The 24,959-nt window shown below is 55.7% G+C and carries 23 protein-coding genes and 1 pseudogene; 18 read left to right on the top strand and 6 right to left on the bottom strand.

Translation table 11 applies throughout. The annotated features are described in order from the left end of the window. The 3 genes from ycfP to ABLV75_RS06530 all read left to right on the top strand — a co-directional run bounded on the left by ycfP (position 1) and on the right by ABLV75_RS06530 (position 2,850). The gene (ycfP, locus tag ABLV75_RS06540; protein WP_004101110.1) at positions 1 to 543 is read left to right on the top strand and encodes an alpha/beta hydrolase YcfP; all 543 of its coding nucleotides are present in this window, start codon (positions 1 to 3) and stop codon (positions 541 to 543) included. 233 nt (positions 544 to 776) lie between these two features. Further along, positions 777 to 2,081 (top strand): NAD(P)/FAD-dependent oxidoreductase, encoded by a 1,305-nt coding sequence (locus ABLV75_RS06535; RefSeq protein WP_004101125.1) that lies wholly within the window; start codon positions 777 to 779, stop codon positions 2,079 to 2,081. A gap of 229 nt (positions 2,082 to 2,310) precedes the next feature. Further along, positions 2,311 to 2,850 carry a glycine zipper 2TM domain-containing protein gene (locus ABLV75_RS06530; RefSeq protein WP_004101127.1) on the top strand — a complete coding sequence of 180 codons (540 nt, stop codon included), beginning with the start codon at positions 2,311 to 2,313 and terminating at the stop codon, positions 2,848 to 2,850. A 56-nt stretch (positions 2,851 to 2,906) separates the two neighbouring features. On the opposite strand, the gene ABLV75_RS06525 is transcribed toward ABLV75_RS06530, so the two are convergent. Next, positions 2,907 to 5,084 carry a TonB-dependent siderophore receptor gene (locus ABLV75_RS06525; RefSeq protein WP_023320716.1) on the bottom strand — a complete coding sequence of 726 codons (2,178 nt, stop codon included), beginning with the start codon at positions 5,082 to 5,084 and terminating at the stop codon, positions 2,907 to 2,909. 367 nt (positions 5,085 to 5,451) lie between these two features. After that, on the bottom strand, positions 5,452 to 6,087 hold the full coding sequence (locus ABLV75_RS06520) for a TetR/AcrR family transcriptional regulator (RefSeq protein WP_004101129.1): 636 nt from the start codon (positions 6,085 to 6,087) through the stop codon (positions 5,452 to 5,454). A 249-nt stretch (positions 6,088 to 6,336) separates the two neighbouring features. Between ABLV75_RS06520 and bhsA the strand changes: the two genes are divergently transcribed. After that, on the top strand, positions 6,337 to 6,594 hold the full coding sequence (gene bhsA / locus ABLV75_RS06515) for a multiple stress resistance protein BhsA (RefSeq protein WP_004101130.1): 258 nt from the start codon (positions 6,337 to 6,339) through the stop codon (positions 6,592 to 6,594). Between the two features lie 220 nt (positions 6,595 to 6,814). On the opposite strand, the gene ABLV75_RS06510 is transcribed toward bhsA, so the two are convergent. Together ABLV75_RS06510 and mfd are read right to left on the bottom strand one after the other, a co-directional pair. Continuing rightward, positions 6,815 to 7,774, bottom strand: a complete 960-nt coding sequence (locus tag ABLV75_RS06510) for a L,D-transpeptidase family protein (protein WP_004101131.1) — start codon at positions 7,772 to 7,774, stop codon at positions 6,815 to 6,817. 163 nt (positions 7,775 to 7,937) lie between these two features. Beyond that, positions 7,938 to 11,384, bottom strand: a complete 3,447-nt coding sequence (mfd, locus tag ABLV75_RS06505) for a transcription-repair coupling factor (RefSeq protein ID WP_017146119.1) — start codon at positions 11,382 to 11,384, stop codon at positions 7,938 to 7,940. Between the two features lie 39 nt (positions 11,385 to 11,423). Here mfd and ABLV75_RS06500 point away from each other — a divergent pair. The 7 genes and pseudogenes from ABLV75_RS06500 to ABLV75_RS06470 form a co-directional block, all read left to right on the top strand. After that, a pseudogene (locus tag ABLV75_RS06500) lies at positions 11,424 to 11,489 on the top strand (hypothetical protein); the annotation flags it as partial. 200 nt (positions 11,490 to 11,689) lie between these two features. Then, positions 11,690 to 12,889, top strand: coding sequence for a lipoprotein-releasing ABC transporter permease subunit LolC (gene lolC, locus ABLV75_RS06495; protein WP_004101133.1), 1,200 nt, complete (start codon positions 11,690 to 11,692; stop codon positions 12,887 to 12,889). After that, positions 12,882 to 13,583: a lipoprotein-releasing ABC transporter ATP-binding protein LolD gene (gene lolD, locus ABLV75_RS06490; RefSeq protein WP_004101134.1), complete on the top strand. Its 702-nt coding sequence runs from the start codon at positions 12,882 to 12,884 to the stop codon at positions 13,581 to 13,583. The genes lolC and lolD overlap by 8 nt, the downstream gene beginning before the upstream one ends. Continuing rightward, positions 13,583 to 14,827, top strand: coding sequence for a lipoprotein-releasing ABC transporter permease subunit LolE (lolE, locus tag ABLV75_RS06485; protein ID WP_004101135.1), 1,245 nt, complete (start codon positions 13,583 to 13,585; stop codon positions 14,825 to 14,827). The genes lolD and lolE overlap by 1 nt, the downstream gene beginning before the upstream one ends. A 48-nt stretch (positions 14,828 to 14,875) precedes the next feature. After that, positions 14,876 to 15,787: an N-acetylglucosamine kinase gene (gene nagK / locus ABLV75_RS06480; RefSeq protein ID WP_004101137.1), complete on the top strand. Its 912-nt coding sequence runs from the start codon at positions 14,876 to 14,878 to the stop codon at positions 15,785 to 15,787. Positions 15,788 to 15,801: 14 nt separating this feature from the next. Continuing rightward, a complete protein-coding gene (gene cobB, locus ABLV75_RS06475; RefSeq protein ID WP_004101139.1) occupies positions 15,802 to 16,632 on the top strand; it encodes a Sir2 family NAD+-dependent deacetylase in 831 nt (276 codons plus the stop codon). A gap of 43 nt (positions 16,633 to 16,675) precedes the next feature. Continuing rightward, positions 16,676 to 16,987 (top strand): hypothetical protein, encoded by a 312-nt coding sequence (locus ABLV75_RS06470; protein ID WP_032734362.1) that lies wholly within the window; start codon positions 16,676 to 16,678, stop codon positions 16,985 to 16,987. An 89-nt stretch (positions 16,988 to 17,076) separates the two neighbouring features. On the opposite strand, the gene ABLV75_RS06465 is transcribed toward ABLV75_RS06470, so the two are convergent. Continuing rightward, complete coding sequence (locus tag ABLV75_RS06465; protein ID WP_004101147.1) at positions 17,077 to 18,039, bottom strand: sugar-binding transcriptional regulator; 963 nt, start codon at positions 18,037 to 18,039, stop codon at positions 17,077 to 17,079. A 41-nt stretch (positions 18,040 to 18,080) separates the two neighbouring features. Further along, positions 18,081 to 18,875, bottom strand: a complete 795-nt coding sequence (locus ABLV75_RS06460; protein ID WP_004101148.1) for a triose-phosphate isomerase — start codon at positions 18,873 to 18,875, stop codon at positions 18,081 to 18,083. A 242-nt stretch (positions 18,876 to 19,117) separates the two neighbouring features. Between ABLV75_RS06460 and pdxA the strand changes: the two genes are divergently transcribed. The 7 genes from pdxA to ABLV75_RS06425 all read left to right on the top strand — a co-directional run. Beyond that, positions 19,118 to 20,125: a 4-hydroxythreonine-4-phosphate dehydrogenase PdxA gene (pdxA, locus tag ABLV75_RS06455; protein ID WP_023320718.1), complete on the top strand. Its 1,008-nt coding sequence runs from the start codon at positions 19,118 to 19,120 to the stop codon at positions 20,123 to 20,125. 35 nt (positions 20,126 to 20,160) lie between these two features. After that, on the top strand, positions 20,161 to 21,879 hold the full coding sequence (locus tag ABLV75_RS06450) for a four-carbon acid sugar kinase family protein (RefSeq protein WP_004101151.1): 1,719 nt from the start codon (positions 20,161 to 20,163) through the stop codon (positions 21,877 to 21,879). A 92-nt stretch (positions 21,880 to 21,971) separates the two neighbouring features. Next, entirely contained in the window at positions 21,972 to 22,991 is a 1,020-nt protein-coding gene (locus ABLV75_RS06445; protein WP_004101158.1) for a 2-keto-3-deoxygluconate permease, read from the top strand. Between the two features lies 1 nt (position 22,992). After that, complete coding sequence (locus ABLV75_RS06440; protein WP_016807640.1) at positions 22,993 to 23,367, top strand: PTS glucitol/sorbitol transporter subunit IIA; 375 nt, start codon at positions 22,993 to 22,995, stop codon at positions 23,365 to 23,367. A gap of 28 nt (positions 23,368 to 23,395) precedes the next feature. Further along, positions 23,396 to 23,854 carry a ribose 5-phosphate isomerase B gene (gene rpiB / locus ABLV75_RS06435; protein ID WP_004101165.1) on the top strand — a complete coding sequence of 153 codons (459 nt, stop codon included), beginning with the start codon at positions 23,396 to 23,398 and terminating at the stop codon, positions 23,852 to 23,854. 30 nt (positions 23,855 to 23,884) lie between these two features. After that, positions 23,885 to 24,835, top strand: a complete 951-nt coding sequence (tal, locus tag ABLV75_RS06430; protein WP_017146113.1) for a transaldolase — start codon at positions 23,885 to 23,887, stop codon at positions 24,833 to 24,835. Between the two features lie 18 nt (positions 24,836 to 24,853). After that, positions 24,854 to 24,959 (top strand): hypothetical protein (locus ABLV75_RS06425; RefSeq protein WP_148673295.1); only part of this gene is annotated, 106 nt, incomplete at its 3' end.

The following is a 24,959-nucleotide window of genomic DNA, read 5'->3' as shown; positions in this document are numbered from 1 at the left end:
ATGATTATCTATTTACATGGTTTTGACTCAAACAGCCCCGGTAACCATGAGAAGGTGCTACAGCTTCAGTTTATTGACCCCGATGTCCGGTTGATTAGCTACAGCACGCGGCATCCTAAACATGATATGCAGCATTTGTTAAAAGAAGTCGATAAAATGCTGCAGCTAAGCGCCGACGATCGACCCCTCATTTGCGGCGTGGGTCTCGGTGGTTTCTGGGCGGAGAGAATTGGCTTTCTTTGCGATATTCGCCAGGCCGTTTTCAACCCCAACCTGTTTCCTGATGAAAACATGGAAGGCAAGATTGACCGGCCGGAAGAGTATGCTGATATCGCCACCAAGTGCGTGAATAATTTCCGTGAAAAAAACCGCGACCGCTGCCTGGTGGTGCTGTCACGACAGGATGAAGCGCTGGATAGCCAGCGTTCTGCGGACCTGCTGCACCACTACTATGAGATCATCTGGGATGAAGAACAGACCCACAAGTTTAAAAATATCTCCCCGCATCTCCAGCGAATAAAAGCCTTCAAAACCCTCGGCTGATCGCTCCCGGCCCGCAATGTGAAAACAATGCGGGCTTTTTTTATCCATTTCTGCGATTGCGCGCTCAAAAAATATGCAGTAAAACTTGATGCATATCAATTTTGGTATGACCAATGCACCGTTCATGTTATTCTCGATCTCGCTGAATGGTTTCAATGCCGTAACCTGTTGTTAATTAAAGGCTATATCAATAACCTTTAATTAACAATTGGTTAATAATTTTAGGGGGTCGCGTGACTACACCATTGAAAAAAATAGTGATTGTGGGTGGTGGTGCCGGTGGGCTGGAGCTGGCTACCCAGCTGGGTAAAAAGCTGGGCCGCAATAAGAAAGCCAAAATTACGCTGGTCGATCGTAACCACAGCCACCTGTGGAAACCGCTGCTACATGAAGTAGCGACCGGTTCACTTGATGAAGGTGTAGACGCGCTGAGCTACCTGGCCCACGCCCGTAACCACGGCTTCCAGTTCCAGCTGGGGTCAGTGGTAGATATTAACCGCGAGACCAAAACGATCGCCCTTGCTGAACTGCGTAACGAAAAGGGTGAGCTGCTGGTACCTGAACGTAAGCTGCCTTACGACACGCTGGTGATGGCGCTGGGAAGTACCTCTAACGATTTCAATACGCCAGGGGTTAAAGAAAACTGCATTTTCCTCGACAACCCGCACCAGGCGCGTCGTTTCCATCAGGAAATGCTGGATCTGTTCCTCAAGTACTCGGCGAATCTTGGGGCGGACGGTAAGGTGAATATCGCCATCGTAGGCGGCGGCGCAACCGGCGTTGAGCTGTCGGCCGAGCTGCATAACGCGGTGAAGCAGCTGCACAGCTACGGCTATAAAGGTCTGACTAACGAAGCTCTGAACGTGACGCTGGTTGAAGCCGGCGAGCGTATTCTGCCGGCACTGCCGCCACGTATCTCCGGCGCGGCGCACAACGAGCTGACCAAGCTGGGCGTTCGCGTTTTGACCAAAACCATGGTCACCAGCGCCGATGCTAACGGTCTGCACACCAAAGAAGGCGAATTTATTAACGCGGATCTGATGGTCTGGGCGGCCGGCATTAAAGCGCCGGACTTCATGAAAGAGATTGGCGGCCTGGAAACCAACCGCATTAACCAGCTGGTGGTTGAGCCGACGCTGCAAACCACTCGCGACGAGGATATCTACGCCATCGGCGACTGCGCCTCCTGCGCCCGTCCTGAAGGCGGTTTTGTCCCACCGCGCGCTCAGGCTGCGCACCAGATGGCGACCTGCGCTCTGCACAACATTCTGGCGCAGATGAAAGGTAAACCCCTTAAAGCCTATACCTATAAGGATCACGGTTCGCTGGTGTCGCTCTCCAACTATTCCACCGTGGGCAGCCTGATGGGCAACCTGATGCGCGGTTCAATGATGATTGAAGGGCGCATTGCGCGTTTCGTCTATATCTCTCTGTACCGTATGCACCAGATTGCGCTGCACGGTTACTTCAAAACCGGCCTGATGATGCTGGTAGGGCGTATCAACCGTATTATTCGCCCGCGTCTGAAGCTGCATTAATGTTGTTCGGGCGGCAGAGCCAAAAGGTGCTGTCGCCCGGATCCCTCCGCTAAGCTTTCCCCCGGAAATATCCAGAATATCCTCCTGTCTTTTCCTTAAAACCCCCTCAGATTTCTCCGAATCACCTTGATTTGCCGTACGTTCACGCACTTTTCATCCGCTTTCTTATTTGCAAGGCTTATGGCTGAGCGGCAAACTTAGCGGTAATAGCAACAAAGGAGGATGTCCCGTGAATAAATCTATGTTGGCGGGTATAGGGATTGGCGTGGCTGCCGCGCTGGGCGTTGCAGCCGTTGCCGGTCTTAACGTGTTAGATCGCGGACCGCAGTATGCGCAGGTGGTGTCCAGTACGCCGATAAAAGAGAGCATTAAAACCCCGCGTAAAGAGTGCCGAAACGTCACCGTCACTCATCGTCGCCCGGTGCAGGATGAAAACCGTATTGCCGGTTCAGTCTTAGGCGCAGTGGCCGGCGGGGTGATTGGTCATCAGTTCGGCGGCGGCCGCGGCCGCGACGTTGCCACCGTCGTGGGCGCGCTGGGCGGCGGCTATGCTGGTAACCAGATTCAGGGCTCAATGCAGGAAGGGGACACTTACACAACCACGCAGCAGCGCTGTAAAACGGTGTATGACAAATCGGAAAAAATGCTCGGCTATGACGTCACTTACAAAATCGGCGACCAGCAGGGCAAAATCCGTATGGATCGCGACCCCGGCGCGCAAATCCCGCTGGACAGCAATGGTCAACTGATTCTGACTAACAAAGCGTAAAAAAGATGTTTATCTCTATTAGCCCCTCAGTCGCTCAGGCCGAGGGGCTTTTTTTATCAGAAGCTCAGTGCGTAGTTCAGGCCAAAGGTACGGCCGCGACCTTTATATTCGTACAGAGAGCTGCTGCCGTAGGTTGGGCTGTAGAGCAGCGGCGCGCGCTGGCCCCAGACGGTGACATAATCTTCATTAAGCAGGTTCTCGATACTGAAGGTCAGTTTGCCAAGAGGTAGCGCGTAGCTGCCGATAAAGTCCACGGTATTATAACCATCAAGCTTATTGCCGCTGGCATCGCTGAGATCGAATACCTGTTGGCTCTGTACCCGCAGCGACCACGGTTCGGGCGCCCAGCCAACCCAGGCGGTGGCTTTTGACGGCGAGGCGAGCGTCACGTCCCACTTCTGCCAGCTACCGTCACTCTTCACCTGAGATTTCAGCAGGTTAAAGTTAGCTCCGGCGCTCCAGTCGCTATTCGGGAAGAAGTAATCTACGGCTCCTTCAAGGCCGTAAATACGGCGTTTATCGGACTGCACGTCGATGGTCATGTCGGTACGGTTAACGACAATCGTCTTATCGGAGGTCGAATAGTATGCCGCCAGCTGGGTGCGCAGGTTATCACCGGTATAGCGCCAGCCCAGTTCGTAAGAGTTGACTTTGATCCCCTGCAGCGGCGAGTCGCCGACGTTAACGCTGGAGAGAAGCGGGAGATGGCCGTTGACCGCCGCGCCGTACTTGCCGATGCCGTAGTATTTCCCCGGGTCCGGTAGCTCAACGCCCTGAGAGAAGTTAAACCAGGTTTGCTGGCGGTCGGTGAGATGAGCAACGATCCCGGCGTTAAACAGGAAGTTATCGTAATCGGTTTTTCCGCCCGGAATGGCATCCGCCGAGCTGACCTTACCGCCGGCGACATCCTGCTGCTGGGCATAGCCAACAAAGTCATCGACCCGGTTTTCCGTCCACTGGTAACGTACGCCGCCGCTGAGGGTGAAAATATCGTTCAGATCGTAGCTGGACTGCAGGAACGGCGCCAGGTTGGTAATGCTGTAGCCGGGATAACGGCCAGTGGTATAGATTGCCTGGTTATTCAGGCCCCCGGAAGACATTGATCGATTCAGATCGAAGAACATCTGATTGGCGTTGAACGTTTCGTGGTCCGCATCCAGCCCCCAGGTCAGGTCCAATCCGTCCAGCGGCTGGCTGTTAAGGGTGACTTTCGCCCCGTATTGATCGGTATCCTGTTTTGAGGATGAGAAGCTGCTAACCTGGCCTTTGCTCAGCGTAGGGAAGGGATAAAAGGACAAGGATTCATCGCGATAATAAACCTGACTGACGAGGTTCTGGCCAAGGAAATCGGCATCGGAATACTGCAGGCTAATGAGGTGACGCTCGGTGCCGGGTACGCGGTCCGAGTTCAGACCATCGGTGGTAAAGGCCTTGCCGTCGCCGGTCACCGCCGACATATTTTTCCCCAGGTACAGGCCATAATCGTCGCCCTGGCTTTTATAATACTGCGTAACCAGCTGCAGCTGACGGTTATCGTCAATTTCAATGGTTCCCGTCCCCATGACGTCGAGGCGATCGGAATGCTGCAGGCCGGTCTGGGTATTATCCAGGATTAGCGCATCGTGGTTACCGTCATACCAGCCGCCGAAGCGCTGATAAGCGACCGACAAACGACCGGAAGCGTGGTCGGTACCGCCGCTGACCGCTGCCGCCACGCGTTCATCGCGATCGTTGCTATTAGCAAAGCCGGATTTGCCTCCCAGTTCCAGATCGACCTGACGCTCTTGTTGTCCCTTTTTGGTGACGATATTGATAAGACCACCGGTACTGCCGCCGCCGTAGAGCGAGGTGGCGCCGGAGATCACCTCAATGTGTTCAATGTTAAACGGATCGATTGAATCCAGCTGGCGACTGTCGGTACGGGAGGAGTTAAGGCGAACGCCATCGATCAGGACGACGATCGCGCGGCCGCGCATGTTCATGCCGTAGTTGGTGCGTCCCTGGCTGCTGACGTCGATGCCAGGGATCAGCTGCGCAAGCACATCTTTAAATTCTTTACCGCCCTGTACCTGCTGTTCAATCTCCTGGCCTTCAATGACCCAGGTGGTCTGCGCCATTTCAGCGACGGTGCGATGCGTTCGGTTAGCGCTGACGATCATATTGTCATCAGCGGCCCAGGCGGGCAGGGCGGTTGCCAGCAGCAGTGGGTTGAGTACCCAGAGACGCTTGTTCATGCTCATTCCTTTTATGAGTTTATGCCCGTCATTCTTCAAGTCGCAGGTGTTGGCTTTGGATTACTCGGCCCATCCATGGCGCTGGCCCCTACGGGGCCAGCACTAGCGCAGTTCAAGGCACAAGTACCTTGTCCTGCAACTCGAATTAGTTAGGGCTAACGATATCGTTGTTTTAATTTTCCGGTACGGGTGCACCGGTTGTTACAGGGTGAAATAAACAGAAATGTTTAAGGCTGAATTCTGCCCGTATTGATTATTGTTATCAATATCATTCTCGAGAAAAAAACAAATAAACGACTGAAAACATGACGTAATGTGTGGGTAAGGCGGGGTGAAACCGGTGGTGCGCCCACCGGTAAAGGAGAAATTAGCGCTGAAGAACCTGGGGCCACAACCGCAGCGTGGTTTCGGCAATTTGCATGATTTTAGTGAAATCGGCGCCTTCGCGGGCGCTGATGGACATCCCCTGCAGTATACAGTTAAGGAACTGCGCCAGCTGATGAACATCGCCGTCTGGCGGCAGTTCGCCGCGCAGCTGCCGCTGCTGGAGAAAATGAGTGAGCGTCTGTTCCTGCATCGCGTGCCGCGACTTCACGGTATTGGCGATATCGGTTGAGGAGGCCGCCAGCGCCGCAGAGGTATTGATCATAAAACAGCCTGCCGGCGTCTCTTTGCTGGTGAAGCAGGTCGCGACGGCGGTGAAATAATCGCGCAAGGCCCGATCGACGGTTTTCTCGTCGTCAAACAAAAGCGCCTCATGCCTGGCGGCAAAACGCGAGATGTAGCGATCCAGCACCGCCCGAAACAACCCCTCTTTATTCACGAATTCGGCATAAAGCGTTGGCGCTTTTGCGCCCGTCGCTTCGACCAGATCGGCGAGAGAGGTGGCTTCATAGCCGTGCTGCCAGAAGAGTGTCATGGCCTTATCCAGCGCCGCTTCCCTGTCGAACACTTTAGGTCGGCCACGGCTTTTTTTCGTGCAACTTTGAACGTCAGTTGTCATGGTGCCGCTGTACCTGTGTTGGTGTGTTGAAGAAGCATTATAAAAATAAAGCTGATGGGCTGCCAGCGATGCAGGCCTAAAAATAAATAATTCATATATGTATGAATTTTAAGCTGTTTGTAAATAGTTAAACGAACGTTATAAAAATAGTTTGACGTGTGATGTGGATCACATTATTATTTACCTATCGATCGTTAAGTAAATGCGTTCGTCCCTACAAAAATATTCATCTGCACAGGTTTAATAATCATGAAAAATGTTAAAACATTAACCATCGCCGCTGTTCTCAGCTCGCTCTCTTTCGCCAGCTTTGCCGCTGTTGAAGTTCAATCCACTCCGGCGGGCCAGCATAAAATCGGTACCGTTTCCGCCTCTGCTGGCACCAACCTGGGTTCTCTGGAAGATCAGCTGGCGCAAAAAGCGGAAGAGATGGGTGCAACCTCTTACCGTATCACTTCAGTAACCGGTCCAAATACCCTTCACGGAACCGCGGTTATCTATAAATAATTTAGCACCACCCCTGTTTTGCCACTGACCACGCGCGGTTCTGACCCCCTTCAGTTGACCGCGCGAAGTAAGAAGTAAGTTATTCCCTGCTGAGACGCGGCGCCCACCCCTTTATGGCGCCGCGAAACGCAGTAAAGCTGTACTCTGTTTGATTATTGCCATAAAAAAACCGCCTCAGTGTGAACTGAAGGCGGTTTTTTTACGTCCGTTAGCGGATGAACTATAGCGACTGTTCGCTGGCCCGAGGGTGACGGGTCACATCTACCGGCATACCGGAGCGCAGCATCATTGCACGTTCCATCACTTCGGTATCGGTCAAATGCGCCTGTTTGAAAGCCTGCATGCTGTCAGTGAGCGTAATCGGCAGGGTCTGCGGATCGTCGTCAATATGCTTTGACAGCGGCTGGTGCACTTCTACCAGACGGGTACCGTTCGGCTCAACGGATACCTTAATGGGCGTATTGATTATCGTCACTCGGGTGCCCGGGCTAATTTCATTGTACAACGCTTTGATATCATCATCGCGCAGACGAATACAGCCGGAGCTTACGCGCATGCCGATACCGAAATCGGCGTTGGTGCCGTGTAGCAGGTAGACGCCGCCGTACGCTGCCAGACGAATGGCGTGGTGGCCCATCGGGTTATCCGGCCCGGCGGGCATAACGGCAGGCAGGTCAATGCCCATCGCCTTATAGCGGGCGCGAATATTGGCCGTAGGCGTCCAGGTCGGGTTGGCACGTTTGTCGGATACGGTGGTGACCATCGTTGGGGTGATGGTATCACCGCCGAGCTGGCCGATGCCGATAGGGTACACGGTCACTTCATTTTTGCCCGGCGGATAGTAATAGAGACGAAGTTCGGCCAGATTCAGGACTAATCCTTCCCGCGTCGCGTCGGGCAACAGCGTTTGCAGCGGGATGGTCAGTACGCTACCGGCTCGCGGAACGTAAGGATCCACGCCGGGGTTCGCCTGAAGCAGGGCCAGAAAACCGACGTTGTACTTCTTAGCGATCGCTTCCAGCGAGCCGCCATTATTCTCGACCACGTGGAACTGGTTCTGCCCGACCAGACGGCTGCCCGGAGGCGGCAGGGGCCAGGTATTGGCGCGAGCGGGCAGCGCCAGCGCGGCGGCGATAGCCATCATCCCCAGCCAGAAAGAAAGTCGCGAAAAGCTCTTCATCACCTTAATTCCATATTAAGTAAGTGGTTATTTTTATAAGAAAAGTCCCTGAGATTATGGTCGAACGAGTGTGTGGAAGTGCAGAGGGATTGCAAAATGTTTGTAAATTTTGCCGAATATGAGGGGGCCGGGATACGACGCGCGGATCGTATCCCGGGCACCGTTAAGCGGTGGCGTTCTCTTCCAGCTGAAGCATAAACTGGCGCACCCAGTCCATCCGCGTTTTACGCTCGGCGAGGTCCTGCGTAAATTTGAGGCGCGTCGGGCCATCCAGTCGATAGTGCTGCGGCTGCTTCTGCAGCAGGCCAATCAGCCACATCGGATTAACGTTATTCTTCTCGTTAAACTCAATGGTGCCGCCTTTTTCGTTGCTCTCAAGCTTGCGGATCCCCAGCTTCTGCGCCTGCTGGCGCAGCCGGGCGATATCGAGCAGATTGCGGGCCGGATCCGGCAGCAGGCCAAAACGATCGATAAGTTCGACTTTGATCTCCTCCAGCTCATTCTCACTCTTCGCGCTGGCAATGCGTTTGTAGAACGACAGGCGAGTATTCACATCCGGGATAAAGTCGTCTGGCAGCAGCGACGGCATCCGTAGCTCAACTTCGGTTTGCTGGCTGGTGAGATCTTCCAGCGAGGGCTCGCGCCCGGCCTTCAGCGCGTCAACGGCGTTTTCCAGTAGCTCCATATAGAGGGAGAAGCCGATGGTTTCCATAGAACCGCTCTGATCTTCGCCCAGCAGCTCGCCCGCGCCGCGAATTTCGAGGTCATGGGTCGCCAGCGCAAAGCCAGCGCCGAGATCTTCCAGCGATGCAATAGCCTCAAGGCGTTTTTGCGCATCGGGGGTCATCGCTTTCGGATGCGGCGTCAGCAGCCAGGCATAGGCCTGATGGTGCGACCGCCCAACGCGTCCGCGTAGCTGATGCAGCTGAGCCAGGCCGAAGTGATCGGCACGCTCAATAATAATGGTGTTCGCCGTGGGTATGTCGATCCCGGTTTCGATAATGGTGGTACAGACCAGCACGTTAAAACGCTGGTGATGGAAATCGTTCATCACCCGCTCGAGCTCGCGCTCGCGCATCTGTCCATGACCGATGGTAATGCGCGCTTCCGGCACCAGCTCCGCCAGCCTCTCGGCGGCTTTCTGGATGTTTTCCACGTCATTATAGAGGTAGTAAACCTGGCCGCCGCGCAGCACCTCACGCAGGATCGCCTCGCGTACCACCAGCGCGTCATATTCGCGAACGAAGGTTTTGACCGCCAGACGGCGGGCGGGCGGCGTGGCGATGATCGAAAGATCGCGCATACCGCTCATCGCCATATTCAGCGTGCGCGGAATAGGCGTCGCGGTCAGGGTCAGGATATCGACGTCGGCGCGCATTGCCTTGATGCGCTCTTTGTGACGCACGCCAAAGCGGTGCTCTTCATCAACAATCAGGAGACCGAGATCGCGCAGCTTAACGTCCGGCTGCAGCAGTTTATGGGTGCCGATAAGAATATCGATTTTTCCTTCCGCGACTTGCTCAAGGATCTGCGCCTGCTCTTTGGCGCTGCGAAAGCGCGAAAGCATCTCAATACGCACCGGCCAGTTAGCAAAGCGATCGCGGAAGTTATCGAAGTGCTGCTGGGCGAGCAGGGTGGTTGGCACCAGCACCGCCACCTGCTTATGGTTTTCGACCGCCAGGAAAGCGGCGCGCATCGCCACTTCCGTTTTGCCGAAGCCAACATCGCCGCACACCAGACGGTCCATCGCCAGAGGCTGGCACATATCGCTCAGGACGGCGTTAATAGCCTGCGCCTGGTCGGGCGTGGTCTCGAACGGGAAGCTGTCGCAAAATAGCTGATACTGCTGTTTATCATGTTTAAACGCATAGCCGGCTTTCGCCGCGCGCTGGGCATAGATATCCAGCAGCTCGGCGGCCACGTCGCGCACTTTCTCGGCCGCTTTCTGCCGCGCTCGCGCCCAGACGTCGCCGCCCAGTTTATGCAGCGGCGCATTCTCTTCCGCCCCGCCCGCATAGCGGCTAATCAGATGCAGTGAGGACACCGGGACGTACAGTTTGGCGTCGTTGGCGTAGGTCAGCATCAGGTATTCGCCATTAATGCCGCCCGCTTCAAGGGTCGTCATTCCGGCATAGCGCCCAACTCCATGCTCCAGATGCACCACCGGCTGACCGATATGCAGCTCCGCCAGGTTACGAATCAACGTATCCGGATTGATGGTGCGGCGTGAATCCTGACGACGGCGGGCAACGCGCTCGCCCAGCAGGTCGCTTTCGCAAATCAGCGCCAGGTTGCGCTGGCTATCAATAAAGCCATGCTCGGCGGCGCCGATCATCAAATAGCGGCCGTTACCCGTCGCCTCTTCAAGACGCAAAATATGCTTTGGCGCGATCTTGATGCGGGCCAGCATTTCACCGAGTGCTTCGCGGCGTCCCTCGCTCTCAACCGAGAAAATCACCGGCCCGCTAAAGGATTCGAGGAATCGGCGCAGGTTATCCAGCGGCGCTTTGTTCTGCGCCTGAATCGCCAGCTCGGGTAATTTTTGATAGCCGAGATTGGTATTAGCGGCCTTCTCCGCCAGGCGTTCGGTTTTGAGCTGCACGCGCGGCCATTTTTTCAGCTCGCTGAACAGTTCATCGCTGCGCAACCACAGCTGCTCCGGCGGCAAAAGCGGACGCATCGGATCAACGCCGCGATTTTCAAAGCGAGCGCGGGTTTCATTCTGGAAGCGTTCGGCGCTGGCTTCGAGATCGCCGGTGTTGACGATCAGCGTTTTCGCCGGGAAATAGCTGAACAGCGGCGGCAGCGGTTCGTTAAAGAACAGAGGCTGCCAGTATTCGATCCCCGCAGGCAGCGTGCCTTTACTGACCTGCTGATAAACATGCTCGGCGTCGCGCTTAACCTCGAAGCGGTCGCGCCACTGGCTGCGAAACAGCTCGATAGCGGCCTGGTCGGTCGGAAATTCGTGCGCCGGAAGCAGGTTGATACTGGCGACTTCCTCCAGCGTTCGCTGGCTGTCGACGTCGAACAGACGCAGGCTATCGATCTCATCATCAAAAAAATCGAGACGGTAGGGCTGCTCGCTGCCCATCGGGAACAGATCAAGCAATGCGCCGCGCGTGGCGTACTCGCCGTGCTCCATGACCTGATCGACGTGACGATAGCCGGCGCTATCCAGCTGCGAGCGCAGCGCATCCCGCGACAGCCGCTGGCCTTTTTTCATCACCAGCGCGTGGCCGTGGAGGAAATTATGCGGACAGACGCGCTGCATGAGAGTGCTGACCGGGACGATCAGCACGCCGCGTTCCATGGTCGGGAGCTGGTACAGGGTAGCGAGACGTGAAGAGATAATATCCTGGTGCGGAGAGAAGCTATCGTAGGGGAGCGTTTCCCAGTCCGCCAGGCCTGCTACCATGCTGTCGGTAAACTGCCTGATTTCATCATTCAGACGCAGGGCGTTCTGCATATCGGGGGCTATCAGTACCACCGGGCCGCCGTGGCGCTCGGCCATTTCAGCCACCAGAGTGGCGCAGGCCGCGCCGGTCAGTTCGCCAAGCTGGCGCTGATCGCCGGCTTTAACCGGCAGAGAGTATCGGTATTGTTCAGGCATAGACGGTATCATGATCTCTTGAGGATTCGCTCTGCCGATATGGAGGGCAACTCGCTGATATTCAATAGTCTGATTATCCGCGATCGACCAGAATTCGCCAACCCGTATCGCAAAGGTCATGTTAGGGACGAAAATGTAACGAACTCCGATAAGCGTAAAGTTAAATAACGACTTATGTTTCTATGTTGTTGTTTATATTGATTTTTTACTGATTTTGCCAATAAAATCTACAGGTTTCAGTCATTTACGCTGCTCATAATCGCTTATATACTCGGACATCGGCTATCAGCAATCAGATGGATTACATGTATCAACCTGCCGCACTTTTTATCGGCCTTCGCTATATGCGCGGGCGCGCAGCCGACCGCTTCGGTCGTTTCGTCTCCTGGCTTTCCACTATTGGCATTACGCTTGGCGTGATGGCGCTGGTGACCGTTCTTTCGGTGATGAACGGCTTTGAGCGCGAGCTGCAAAACAACATCCTGGGGCTGATGCCGCAGGCCATTCTCAGCGCACAGCAAGGGTCTATAAACCCGCAAAAACTGCCGGAAAGCGCAGCCAGACTACAGGGCGTCACCCGCGTGGCGCCGCTGACCACCGGCGATGTGGTGCTGCAAAGCGCCCGCAGCGTAGCGGTTGGCGTGATGCTCGGCATCGACCCGGCGCAAAAAGATCCATTGACCCCTTATCTGGTTAACGTGAAGCAGAGCGATCTGCAGGCCGGAAAATATAACGTCATCCTGGGTGAGCAGCTGGCAGGGCAGTTGGGGGTCAACCGCGGCGATCGGATCCGCGTGATGGTGCCTTCCGCCAGCCAGTTTACCCCGATGGGGCGGCTTCCCAGCCAGCGCCTGTTCAACGTGATCGGTACCTTTGCCGCCAGCAGCGAAGTCGATGGCTATCAGATGTTGACCAATATCGACGATGCTTCTCGCCTGATGCGTTACCCCCAGGGGAACATTACCGGCTGGCGTCTGTGGCTGAGTCAGCCTCTGCAGGTCGACACGCTCAGCCAGCAGAAACTGCCGGAAGGCACCAAATGGCAGGACTGGCGAGAGCGAAAAGGCGAACTGTTCCAGGCCGTGCGGATGGAAAAAAATATGATGGGCCTGCTGCTGAGCCTGATTATCGCCGTGGCCGCCTTTAACATCATTACTTCTCTGGGCATGATGGTGATGGAAAAACAGGGTGAAGTGGCGATCCTGCAGACCCTCGGCCTGACGCCGCGGCAGATCATGCTGGTCTTTATGGTCCAGGGGGCCAGCGCCGGGATCGTCGGTGCGCTGCTCGGCGCCGGGCTGGGCGCGCTGCTTGCCAGCCAGCTCAATAATTTAATGCCGATTATCGGCGCGTTCCTCGACGGCGCCGCGCTGCCGGTGGCTATTGAGCCGCTGCAGGTCATCGTCATTGCCCTCGTGGCCATGGCGCTGGCATTACTCTCTACGTTGTATCCTTCATGGCGCGCTGCCGCCACTCAACCCGCTGAGGCTTTACGTTATGAATAAGATCCTGCTGCAATGCGACAACCTGTGCAAACGCTATCAGGAAGGCACCGTGCAAACCGACGTGTTGCACGATGTCAGCTTCAGCATTGAAGAGGGCGAGATGATGGCGATTGTCGGTACCTCCGGTTCCGGCAAAAGTACGCTGCTGCATCTGCTGGGCGGGCTGGACACGCCAACCTCCGGTGACGTTATCTTTTCCGGCCAGCCAATGAGCCGGCTCTCCGCCGCCGCCCGCGCCGATCTGCGCAATCGCGAACTGGGCTTTATCTATCAGTTTCACCATCTGCTGCCGGATTTCACCGCCCTGGAAAACGTAGCGATGCCGCTGCTGATTGGTAAACAGAAGGCGGCGGATATCGAGCGTCAGGCGAAAGCGATGCTGCGCTCTGTTGGGCTTGAGCACCGTAGCGATCATCGTCCGTCGGAGCTCTCCGGCGGCGAGCGTCAGCGCGTCGCGATTGCTCGTGCGCTGGTTAATAAACCGCGTCTGGTGCTGGCGGACGAACCCACCGGTAACCTTGACGCCCGCAACGCCGACAGCATTTTTCAGCTACTTGGCGAGCTGAACGTCGCCCAGCGTACCGCCTTCCTGGTGGTGACCCACGACCTGCAGCTGGCAAAACGTATGAGCCGCCAGCTGGAGATGCGCGACGGGCGCCTGACAGCCGAACTCTCCCTGATGGGGGCTGAGTAATGGCTTCTCCGTTATCGTTATTGATTGCCCTGCGCTTTAGCCGTGGACGGCGGCGCGGTGGGATGGTGTCGCTGATTTCGGTTATTTCGACGATCGGTATCGCGCTGGGCGTGGCGGTGTTGATCGTTGGCCTGAGCGCGATGAACGGCTTCGAACGCGAGCTCAATAACCGCATTCTGGCGGTGGTACCGCACGGTGAAATTGAGCCGGTAAACCAGCCGTGGAACAACTGGAACGAGGCGCTGGCGAAGGTTGGAAAGGTCAAAGGTATCGTTGCCGCGGCGCCTTATATTAACTTCACCGGGTTGGTGGAGAGCGGCAGCAACATGCGCGCAATTCAGGTGAAAGGCGTCGACCCACAGCAGGAAAGCCGTCTCAGTTCGTTACCCAACTTTGTGCAGAACAATGCGTGGGCCAGCTTTAAAGCCGGCGAGCAGCAGGTGATCCTCGGTAAGGGCGTTGCCGATGCGCTGCACGTCAAGCAGGGCGACTGGGTGTCGATCATGATCCCTAACTCCGATGCCGAGCACCAGCTGCTGCAGCCAAAGCGCGTCAGGCTTCACGTTACCGGCATTTTGCAGCTCAGCGGCCAGCTCGATCATAGTTTTGCCATGATTCCCATGCAGGATGCGCAGCAGTACCTGGATATGGGCAGCAGCGTGACGGGGATCGCTATCAAAGTGACCGACGTGTTTCATGCCAATACGCTGGTACGCGATGCGGGCGAAGTGACCAACAGCTACGTTTACATCAAAAGCTGGATCGGTACCTACGGCTATATGTACCGGGATATTCAGATGATTCGCGCCATTATGTATCTGGCGATGGTGCTGGTGATTGGCGTGGCCTGCTTTAATATCGTCTCGACCCTGGTGATGGCGGTGAAAGATAAAAGCGGCGATATTGCGGTGCTACGCACGCTTGGCGCAAAAGACGGGCTGATCCGCGCGATTTTCGTATGGTATGGTTTACTTGCCGGTTCGGTAGGTAGCCTGATTGGCGTGGCTATTGGCATTATCTGCGCATTTAAGCTGACCGCAATCATTAACGGTATTGAGGATCTGATCGGGCATAAATTCCTCTCCGGCGACATCTATTTTATTGACTTCCTGCCGTCTGAACTGCACTGGCTGGACGTCGTTTACGTGCTGGTGACGGCACTGTTGCTGAGTTTGCTGGCCAGCTGGTATCCCGCCCGCCGCGCCAGCCGCATTGACCCGGCGAGGGTGCTGAGTGGCCAGTAATTTATCGTCATGGTCGGCGTTGCCGATCGGTAAAGAGGAATGGCTGAAATGTACTATGGATTTGACATTGGCGGCAGCAAAATAGCGCTGGGCGTATTTGATAACGCGCGGCGGCTGCAGTGGGAAAAACGCGTCGCCACGCCAAAAGAGAGCTATGAAGATTTTTTGCAAGCGGTAGAAGCGCTGGTGGCGGAGGCCGACCAGCGCTTCGGCTGTCAGGGTTCGGTGGGCATCGGTATTCCCGGCATGCCGGAGACGGAAGACGGTACGCTATATGCCGCCAACGTCCCTGCCGCCAGCGGCAGACGGCTGCGGGCCGATCTGAGCGAGCGGCTGGGGCGCGATGTGCGGCTTGATAACGACGCCAACTGTTTTGCCCTCTCCGAAGCGTGGGACGACGAATTTACCCAATACCCGCTGGTGATGGGGATGATCCTCGGCACCGGCGTTGGCGGCGGGCTGGTGCTCAACGGTAAATCGATTACCGGGCATCGCTATATAACCGGCGAATTCGGCCATATCCGCCTGCCGGTGGATGCGCTGGAAGTCGTAGGGCGCGATTTCCCGCTTACGCGCTGCGGCTGCGGCCAACTGGGCTGCATTGAAAACTACCTTTCCGGACGCGGCTTTGCCTGGCTGTACCACCATTTTTACCAACAATCCTTAACCTCACCCGAGATCGTCGCGCTCTGGCAGCAGGGCGACGCGAAGGCGCGCGAGCACGTTGAGCGCTACCTCGATCTGCTGGCGGTGTGCCTGGGCAATATTTTAACGATTGTCGACCCGGATCTGCTGGTGTTGGGCGGGGGATTGTCTAACTTTACAGCAATAACCGAAGGGCTGGCGCAGCGCCTGCCGCGACATCTGCTCCCCGTTGCCAGCGTGCCGCGCATCGAACGCGCGCGTCATGGCGATGCGGGAGGTATGCGCGGTGCGGCCTTCCTTCATCTGACTCATTAACGACAGAGGTAGCTATGCAGTCGCGCCGCTTACATCGATTAAGCCGATTTCGCCGCAATAAGCGTCGGTTACGAGACCGTCTGCGTCAGCGGATTTTCTTCGGCGAAGATAAGGAGACACCTGAAACGATGGAAAAACCAAGAGTCGTGGTGCTAACCGGCGCGGGTATTTCGGCGGAGTCGGGAATTAAAACCTTCCGCGCCGCCGACGGCCTGTGGGAGGAGCATCGGGTAGAAGACGTCGCCACGCCGGAAGGGTTCGCCCGCGACCCGGCGCTGGTGCAGGCGTTTTACAACGATCGCCGTCGTCAGCTGCAAAGTCCGGACATTGCGCCCAATGCGGCGCATCAGGCGCTGGCGCGGCTGGAAGAGAGACTGGGTGACCATTTTCTACTGGTGACCCAGAATATCGATAATCTGCACGAGCGCGCGGGCAACCGTCGGGTGATCCATATGCACGGCGAGCTGCTGAAGGTGCGCTGTTCGTGGAGCGGCCAGGTGGTGGCGTGGACCGGTGATGTGACGACGGAAGATAAGTGTCACTGCTGCCAGTTTCCCGCGCCGCTGCGCCCGCACGTGGTGTGGTTCGGCGAGATGCCGCTGGATATGGATGAAATCTACCTGGCGCTGGCGGAGGCGGATATCTTTATCGCCATCGGTACTTCCGGGCACGTTTATCCGGCGGCAGGGTTTGTCCATGAAGCGCGGCTGCAGGGCGCCCACACGGTTGAGCTAAATCTCGAGCCAAGCCAGGTAGGCAGCGAATTTGCCGAGAAACACTATGGCCCGGCAAGCGAAGAAGTGCCGCGCTTTGTGGAAAAGCTGCTGAAACAGCTGGCCGGGTAGACGCAACCTCACCAATACAGCGTTACGGAAAACAGGAGTGGCTATGGATAGCCCATTAGCACTATCTGCTGCGATATTTTTGGCCGCAGTGGGGGTTGGCCTGTGGAGTCAGTATGGCCTGCCTCGTCTTTCTGATAGCAGAAATATTCTGTTCATCCTCTCTCTTATTCTCGGCGTCGTATCCGCGGCTTCCTGCCTGTTTCATCTGCTGTTTCTGCTGATTGAGGGCCAGAGCGCGCAGGGCGGTTCGGCGTGGTTCGGGCCGCTTATCGTGCTGGGCGCGTTGTGGAAGCCGCTGAAGTATATTGCGGGCAAGCTTGATGCTGTCTTAACGAAAAATCAGGGCAAGAAATAATCCCGGCTTTTGCCACCGCCCGGAAAAAGCGTACGGCAATCGCCTGGGCAGGCCGCTCATGAAATTCAGGACGCCTCGGCGCCCTTTATTCATAGCGCCTTCTGCATATTGATCACCGCCCGGGCATTAGATGCGCTGGTGGCCAGCACATCAATTACGCCGGTGCGCAGCGCGCCGAGGATCGCCGTTGCCTTGGTGCTTTCCGAAGCAATGGCGATCACGCACGGGATGGCGCGAAGCTGTTCAAGGCTCAGGCCGATAACCCGATCGTTCATCACCGTATCAACCGGTTTACCCTGAATATTGAAAAAACTATAGCCAGCGAGATCGCCCACTACGCCCTGTTCCTGGCGCGCAGTCGCAATTTCCTGCGGGGAGAACCAGCCGAGCTGCACCATAAAGCTATTTTCGTTCATATCGCCAAGGCCAATGATGGCTACATCCGCCTTGCTTGCCTGTTCGAGCGTGGCTTTAATCAGCCGGTTTTGCATAAACGCTGAGCGCAGTTCCGGCGTTTCGACATAGGCCGGGGCGTACAGCGTTTCGCTAAAACCGTTGAATTTACGCGCCAGGTTTCGACTGATGTGATCGGCATCGATCAGCTGGTTGTCGCGCTTGGTGCCGCCGATACCGCAAATAAAGCGACAGTTGCGCTCTGGAAAGATCCCCACGTGGTTGGCCACGGCGGCGACGTTGCGACCCTGCCCGACGGTCACGGTCATATCGCTTTTGAGGATCCCGGCGAGATAGTTGCTGACCAGCGCCGCGACCTGCTGGCGCTGTTCATCCTCGTCGTGATGGTCCAGGGCGATAAGCGCGCGCTTGATGCCGAAATGGGAGATAAACTGCTGCTCAATCTGGGAGCTGAAGACCGGGTGGTATTTCACGCTGATCTCGACAATCCCTTCGTGGCGAGCTTTTTTCAGCAACCGACCGACCTTAATGCGTGAGATCCCAAAGCGTTTTGCAATCTCTTCCTGGGTTTGCTCCTGATCGTAATAGGCCACGGCAATTTCTGTCAGCAGCGCATAATCTGAGTCTTGTTCAGTCATAGTTATCGCCTGGTGTTTCCATCTTTGATGTCTCCCTAATACTACTGCGCCTGAAGAATAAATTCCTCTGTAACGCGTTGAACAATGTCGCAATAGCCGTTGGCATCCCATGCCGCGCGGCCAATAAACAGTCCGTTAATGTCATCCTGCTGAAGCAGTTCTACGGCATTTTGCCGATTGACGCTACCGCCGTACAGCAGGGGAATGCGCCGTCCGATTTCTTCGCCGAAGGTCTCGCATAACGCCTGACGCAGCGCCCGGTGGATCTCTGCGGCCTGCTCCGGCGTCGCCGGCGTGCCGTGTTCGCCGATAGCCCATATGGGCTCATAGGCAACCAGAGTGTGTAAAACCTGCTGTTCATTCAGGCCAGAAAGCGCGATTTTCATCTGCCTCACTACCGTTTCCCGTGAGACCTGCCAGCGTTTTTCATCGGCGCTGTCGCCGATACAGATCAGAGGTCGAAGCCCGTGACGCAGGGCGCGATGCACTTTTTGGTTAATGGCGGCGTCGGATTCATTGAACGCGCCGCGACGCTCGGAGTGACCAAGCTCGACCAGGGAGGCGCCGGTTTCAGCCAGCATGGCGGCGGAAATTTCACCGGTCCAGGCGCCGTTTTCCGCTTCATGCATATTCTGCGCGCCGGTCAGGCAGGGGATCTGATGCTGCTGTAGATACTGGCTGACGGGATAAATGGCGGTGAAAGGGGGAATAATAAACGGCTGGATTTTCGGATGCCTCACCTGCGGTAACCGCTGCGCCAGCGTTTCACAAAAGGCCATGGCTTGTGATAACGGTTTATTCATTTTCCAGCTGGTTCCTAACCAGATTTGTTCCATCTTGTTCTCCATAATAGGTAAATCAATAGCTTGTCGTGAAATGGCTTTCGCTTATGAGAGAGATTGAACTTTTTATCACCCAATGAACATATGTTAGATCACATTTTTTTATAAAATAAATCTATGGATTTTTTTATGTGATCTAAATCACCAATAACCTCTCAATCATCAGGTAATGTTTTGAGCATATGATTCACCATTGAACATATGAACAAGCCGAACTTCACTACGAGAGGTCCACGATGTCACAAGAGAAAAAGCCAGTTGTCGCACTTACCATTGGCGACCCTGCCGGGATTGGTCCGGAGATTTCAGTCGCGACGATGATGGAGAAAAGCGTCTACGACGAGTGCAAACCTTTTTTGATTGGCTCAGCGCCGATTATCGCCAGAGCAATGAAAATCATGGGCTGTGATTTTCCGATTAACAAAATTAGCCATCCGCAGGAAGCTCGCTTCAACTGGGGTACGGTGGACGTGCTGGAAACCGGTGAGTATGACTGCGAGAGCATTGAATGGGGCAAAGTGCAGAAGCTGGCGGGGCAGATGTCGCTGGACTATGTGCTGAAATCTATCGAACTGGGGAAAGCCGGCCTGATCGATGTGGTCTCTACCGCGCCGATTCATAAAGAAGCAATCAAGCTGGCGGGGTGTAAACTGCCGGGTCATACCGAGATCTATCAGGTTGAAACGCAATCCGATTATGGCCTGACCATGTTCCACGTTCATAACCTGCGGGTCTTCTTCGTGAGCCGTCATATGGCGCTTAAAGACGCCTGCGATTACGCCAATAAAGAGCGCGTTCTGGCCTGCGTGCAGCAGATCCACCATGAGTTTACCGCGCTGAATATCAAAAATCCGCGCATTGCGGTAGCCGCGCTGAATCCGCATGGTTCAGACAACGGCCTGTTTGGCCACGAAGAAGCCGATAACCTCATCCCGGCAGTCAAAGCGGCGCAGGAAATGGGGATTAACGCCATCGGCCCGGTGCCGGCAGATTCCGTCTTCCATCTGGGTAAACAGGGGCGCTATGACGCCATCCTCTCGCTTTATCACGATCAGGGGCATATCGCCTGTAAAACCCTCGATTTTGAGCGTTCCGTAACCATTACCTTTGGCCTGCCGTTTATGCGTAGCTCGGTAGACCACGGCACGGCGTTTGATATTGCCGGCACCGGTAAAGCGGGCACCGTCAGTATGCTGGAGTCCACGATGGCCGCGGTGAGCTACTGGAAAATGAAAAACCACTAATCGCTGAGGTTAATGCGAAGCAAAAGGGCAGAGAAATGGAAAAACATCTGTTAATTAGCAAAGGCTGTAAGGGCTGGGGCGGGCCGCTGACCATTAATATTAGCCAGGCGAAAAAGATTGCTTATATCACCGGGGGGATTTGTCCCCCGGTCGTTGAGCGCCTGAGCGAACTGACTGGCTGGCCTTCCGTCGACGTATTTAAAAACGGCGAGCCGCCGGAAGAGGAGATCGGCCTGATGGTTATCGACTGCGGCGGCACGCTACGCTGCGGTCTCTATCCCAAACGCGGTATTCCGACGATTAACCTCCATCCCACCGGTAAAAGTGGTCCGCTGGCGGAGTTTATTCATGAAGGGATCTACGTCTCCGGCGTGACGCCCGCCTGTATTGAAATGATCTGGCCGCAGGGGGAAGGCGGTAAGCTGGGGATCGTGGCCGACGATCTGACCGGTGCGACCACCGTCGGGGTGCTGCTGGCGCGTAGCGGGTTAAAAACCGCCGCGTTCTTCGATACTGAATCCTTCGCCCGCAATGAGGTGGAGTATCCGGCGATGGTCGTCAGCAGCGACAGCCGTCCTTTGCCGAAAGCGGAAGCCCAGCAGCAGGTCAGCGCCGCGGTGAAGCAGCTGCAGGCGCGCGGCGCGCACTACTTTACCAAGCGTATTGATACCACGCTGCGCGGCGGCATCGGCTTTGAAATTGATGCCATGCTGGAACAATTGCCGCTGGAAACGGTTGCCGTCGTCGTGCCGGCGATGCCGCAGTCGCGGCGTATTCTGGTTGGCGGCTATTCGGTAATTGACTCCGTCGCGCTTTCGCGAACCGATGTCGCACGCGATGTGCGTACTCCGGTTACCGAATCCTGGGTGCCGGGATTGCTGGCGGCGCAGACCCATCATCAGGTCGGGCATATCGCGCTGGCCTCGGTGATGAAAGGCGAGGAGCAACTGCAGCGGGATCTCCAGGAACAGCAGCAGCGCGGCGTGCGGGTGATCGTCGTCGATGCGATTACTGTTGACGATGTCGATGCGATTGCCGGGGCGGTGGTGGCGCTGAACTGGAACGTGCTGGCAGTCGACCCGGGGCCTTTTACCGAGCGGCTTGCGGTCCGTCGTGGCCTGATGCGGGAAGCGCGCAGCAGCGCGACAGCGTCGTCAGGGGCGGAAAACCCGCGCGGTTCGATTCTGGTGGTTGCCGGTAGCGCCACGCCGGTGACCAAAAAGCAGCTTCAGCATCTGATCGCTAATGATGAAAGAGTGTGTCACATCCCTGTTGATGCCGAACTGCTGGTTGACAGGAAAAACGCCGCTGAAATCGAAGTGAATCGCGTGGTGCAGCATGCCCGGCAGTGCGTGCCGGCGCAGCAGAACGCTATCTTCGTTTTTGAATCCGCGTTAACCGGGCGGCTGCTGAATCTTCAGGAAGAAGAGCAGCGCTTTGGGCTGGCCCACGGACAGGCTGCGGAAAATATTAACCAGGGACTGGGGAATATTGTTCGTGAAGTGCTTAACTGCGCAGCCGGAGAAATTAAAGGCCTGTATATGACCGGCGGCGATACGATGGTAAATGTTCTTAAAGAGCTTGGCGCGACCGGCATTGAAATGATCGACTACGTGATACCGCAAACCGATATGGTGCGTATTATCGGCGGCGATTATGCGGGATTGATTTGCGTCGGCAAAGGCGGTTTAACCGGACCAGAAGATATTATTAGCACGATTGTTGAAAGAATTTATAAAGAAGCGCAGCTATAACCCACAGGTCATATAAATAAAAAGCGACGTAATGGTCGTCCGGGTAGTATTGCGTCGTTATCTCTGTTAAATCATAATTTATGAGTTACCCTATGAACATAAATATATTAGAGAAGATGAATAAGGTGCCAGGCGGTTTAATTATTATTCCGTTGCTCGTGGCGATTCTTATTAATACCTTTGCTCCAGAAGTCCTGGGCATCGGCGGCCCGACGACCGCATTATTCAAAGTCGGTTCCAGCGCAATGATGGGGATTTTTCTGCTGATTTGTGGTACCTCGATCAATATCCGCCAGGCCGGCCTGCCGCTCTATAAAGGCGCGGTGCTGTTGTTGCTGAAATGCCTCGCCGGCGCGCTGGCCGTATGGGTGGCCGGGGCGATGTTTGGCCCCAACGGTTTCCTCGGTATTTCGACCCTGGCGCTGATTGCCTGTTTAACCAGCTCCAACAGCTCGCTGTATATCGCGCTGTGCAGCAACTACGGCGATGCCAGCGATGCCGGGGCGATCTCCGTCTTCTGCGTCAAGGATGGGCCCTTTGTTACCATGATGGTGCTGGGGGTCAGCGGCCTGGCCAATATTCCTTTCGCCGCGCTGCTATCGATGCTTATCCCGCTGCTGATTGGTATGCTGTGGGGCAACCTTGATGAGCGTTTCAAACAGCTGTGCGCCGCCGCTCAGCCGCTGATTATCATTATTATGTCGTTTGCCATCGGCGCCAATTCCAGCATTAACACGGTCTTTACCGCCGGACTGTCCGGGATCCTGCTTGGCATTATCTCTGCGCTAACCGGCATTGTGTTCTATTTTATCTACAACCTGTTCCTGAAGAAGAAAACCGCGCTGGGCGCCGCGCTGGGGACAACCGCCGCCAGCTCTGCGCTGACGCCGGCAATGGTGGCTCAGGCCGATCCCTCGCTGGCGATGTACGTGGATGCCGCGACCGCGCAGCTGGCGACGGCGAGCATCATCACCATGATTACCGCGCCGATACTGGTGGCCTGGTTTGATAAGCGTCTGAAAAAGCGCGCGCCGAGGGTTGAACCGGTAAAAGAAGAAACCAGTGAAGAGAAAGTGACGTTATCTTCGCCTGCCACCAAAGGGAACAAATAATATGACTGCGCCGTTGTATTCATTACTTATCACGGCTGTCGGGAAATATGTCAAAGACTATCTACAGGAGCATCAGCTGATTTTATTTTCTGAATCCGTTCCTGACGATATTGCGATGTATTGCGCCGTACATCAGAGCAGTGAGCTGACAGCTGAATTGGTACCCGGGCAGATAATGAAAATAAATGAGACTATTTATCGAGTCACGGCGGTAGGTGGTGTTGCAACGGCAAATTTAAAACAGCTTGGCCATATCACTTTAAAATTTGATGGCGCTGCCACCGCTGAATTACCGGGGATGGTGCATCTCAGTGGTGACGTCCCCCAGAATATTCAGCGTGGCGACCAAATCTTTTTCTATCCGGAACTAAATTAAGACGTACAGCTAAATTAAGGAAATTATCATGAAAACAATCGCTATTGGTGCGGATGATGCCGCCTATGCTTTTCGCGACGCTATCGTCGCTTATCTGAATGGGCAGGGAATTAAGGTCGCGGATTACAGCAGCGATAAACGCCAGGGCAGCATGGTCTACCCGGATGTTGCCCATGCGGTGGCAATGTCAATAAAGCAGGGCGAGCACGATCGCGGCATCCTGATTTGCGGCACCGGTATTGGAATGAGCATTGTGGCGAATAAAGTGCCGGGGATACGAGCCGCCCAATGCCACGATACTTTCTCCGCCGAGCGGGCGCGCAAAAGTAATAACGCGCAGATTATCACTCTTGGCGCGCGCGTGATTGGCCCGGAGCTGGGCAAAAAAATTATTCAGGCCTGGCTTGAATCCGAATATGAAGGCGGCGGCTCCGCGTCGAAAGTGGAGCGTATCGACTATTACGAACACCAGCACGCCAGAGATTAATATCCGCAGTCGTAATATAAGGAACAGACTATGAGCCAGTTAGACGAACTGAAAAAATACACCACGGTGGTTGCCGACACCGGCGATATCGAATCGATCAAAAAATTTGCCCCGCAGGATGCGACTACCAACCCTTCACTGGTGCTGAAGGCCGCGCAGCTCCCGCAGTATCAGGCGCTCATTGCCGACGCCATCGGCAAGGCGCGTCGGCAGGGCGGCAGCCCGGAAACGCAGCTGATAAACGCCTGCGATCAGGTGGCGGTGGATATCGGTACCGAGGTGCTGCGTCATGTGCCCGGGCGTATTTCTACCGAAGTCGATGCCCGTTTTGCCTGGGATCGCGGGATGTGCGTGTCGAAGGCGCGCAAGCTTATTCAGATGTATGAAAAGAACGGCGTCGGGCCGGAACGCATCCTCATCAAACTTGCCGCCACCTGGGAGGGGATTCGCGCCGCAGAGGAGCTGGAACAAAGCGGTATCAACTGTAACCTGACCCTGCTGTTCTCCTTTGCCCAGGCGCGGGCCTGCGCCGAAGCCGGCGTCTTTTTAATCTCGCCGTTCGTGGGGCGTATTTACGACTGGTATCAGAAAAACCAACCGCAGCCGGAGTATCAGGTCGACAGCGATCCGGGCGTGGTTTCCGTGCGCCAGATTTATCAGTACTACAAATCGCACGGCTACGACACCGTGGTGATGGGGGCCAGCTTCCGCCGTATCGAGCAGATCCAGGCGCTGGCAGGTTGCGATCGCCTGACTATCTCCCCGGCGCTGCTTGATGAGCTGGCCGCCAGTGAAGGGACGCTGAGTCGCCAGCTGGCGCCCGGCTGCGTGACGGAAACCCGCCCCAGCCCGATGACTCAGGCGGAGTTCCTCTGGCAACATCATCAGGATCCGATGGCGGTGGAAAAACTGGCGGAAGGTATCCGCCTGTTCGCGGTCGATCAGGTCAAACTGGAAAATCAGATTCAGCAGATGCTGTAAGGGCAGGAAAAGAGACTTATGAATACCACAAAAACCACCCGCAGCCTCTGCGCCAACGCGCTGCGAGCCCTGAGCATGGACGCAGTACAGAAAGCCAAATCCGGCCACCCGGGTGCCCCGATGG

The organism is Klebsiella sp. CN_Kp066 (genome assembly GCF_040065135.1).
GTDB classification, from domain to species: domain Bacteria; phylum Pseudomonadota; class Gammaproteobacteria; order Enterobacterales; family Enterobacteriaceae; genus Klebsiella; species Klebsiella oxytoca.
The sequence above is the reverse complement of the archived record's forward strand: the minus strand, read 5'-3'. Positions and strand labels throughout refer to the sequence as shown.

Coding starts and splice junctions, on each gene's coding strand:
- ycfP (WP_004101110.1), top strand. CDS start 1: ATGATTATCTATTTACATGGTTTTGACTCAAACAGCCCCGGTAACCAT.
- ABLV75_RS06470 (WP_032734362.1), top strand. CDS start 16,676: ATGGATAGCCCATTAGCACTATCTGCTGCGATATTTTTGGCCGCAGTG.
- ABLV75_RS06445 (WP_004101158.1), top strand. CDS start 21,972: ATGAACATAAATATATTAGAGAAGATGAATAAGGTGCCAGGCGGTTTA.
- ABLV75_RS06460 (WP_004101148.1), bottom strand. CDS start 18,875: ATGGAACAAATCTGGTTAGGAACCAGCTGGAAAATGAATAAACCGTTA.
- ABLV75_RS06465 (WP_004101147.1), bottom strand. CDS start 18,039: ATGACTGAACAAGACTCAGATTATGCGCTGCTGACAGAAATTGCCGTG.
- ABLV75_RS06510 (WP_004101131.1), bottom strand. CDS start 7,774: ATGAAGAGCTTTTCGCGACTTTCTTTCTGGCTGGGGATGATGGCTATC.
- ABLV75_RS06525 (WP_023320716.1), bottom strand. CDS start 5,084: ATGAACAAGCGTCTCTGGGTACTCAACCCACTGCTGCTGGCAACCGCC.
- ABLV75_RS06450 (WP_004101151.1), top strand. CDS start 20,161: ATGGAAAAACATCTGTTAATTAGCAAAGGCTGTAAGGGCTGGGGCGGG.
- lolE (WP_004101135.1), top strand. CDS start 13,583: ATGGCTTCTCCGTTATCGTTATTGATTGCCCTGCGCTTTAGCCGTGGA.
- bhsA (WP_004101130.1), top strand. CDS start 6,337: ATGAAAAATGTTAAAACATTAACCATCGCCGCTGTTCTCAGCTCGCTC.
- lolD (WP_004101134.1), top strand. CDS start 12,882: ATGAATAAGATCCTGCTGCAATGCGACAACCTGTGCAAACGCTATCAG.
- mfd (WP_017146119.1), bottom strand. CDS start 11,384: ATGCCTGAACAATACCGATACTCTCTGCCGGTTAAAGCCGGCGATCAG.
- rpiB (WP_004101165.1), top strand. CDS start 23,396: ATGAAAACAATCGCTATTGGTGCGGATGATGCCGCCTATGCTTTTCGC.
- ABLV75_RS06520 (WP_004101129.1), bottom strand. CDS start 6,087: ATGACAACTGACGTTCAAAGTTGCACGAAAAAAAGCCGTGGCCGACCT.
- pdxA (WP_023320718.1), top strand. CDS start 19,118: ATGTCACAAGAGAAAAAGCCAGTTGTCGCACTTACCATTGGCGACCCT.
- ABLV75_RS06440 (WP_016807640.1), top strand. CDS start 22,993: ATGACTGCGCCGTTGTATTCATTACTTATCACGGCTGTCGGGAAATAT.
- cobB (WP_004101139.1), top strand. CDS start 15,802: ATGCAGTCGCGCCGCTTACATCGATTAAGCCGATTTCGCCGCAATAAG.
- tal (WP_017146113.1), top strand. CDS start 23,885: ATGAGCCAGTTAGACGAACTGAAAAAATACACCACGGTGGTTGCCGAC.
- nagK (WP_004101137.1), top strand. CDS start 14,876: ATGTACTATGGATTTGACATTGGCGGCAGCAAAATAGCGCTGGGCGTA.
- lolC (WP_004101133.1), top strand. CDS start 11,690: ATGTATCAACCTGCCGCACTTTTTATCGGCCTTCGCTATATGCGCGGG.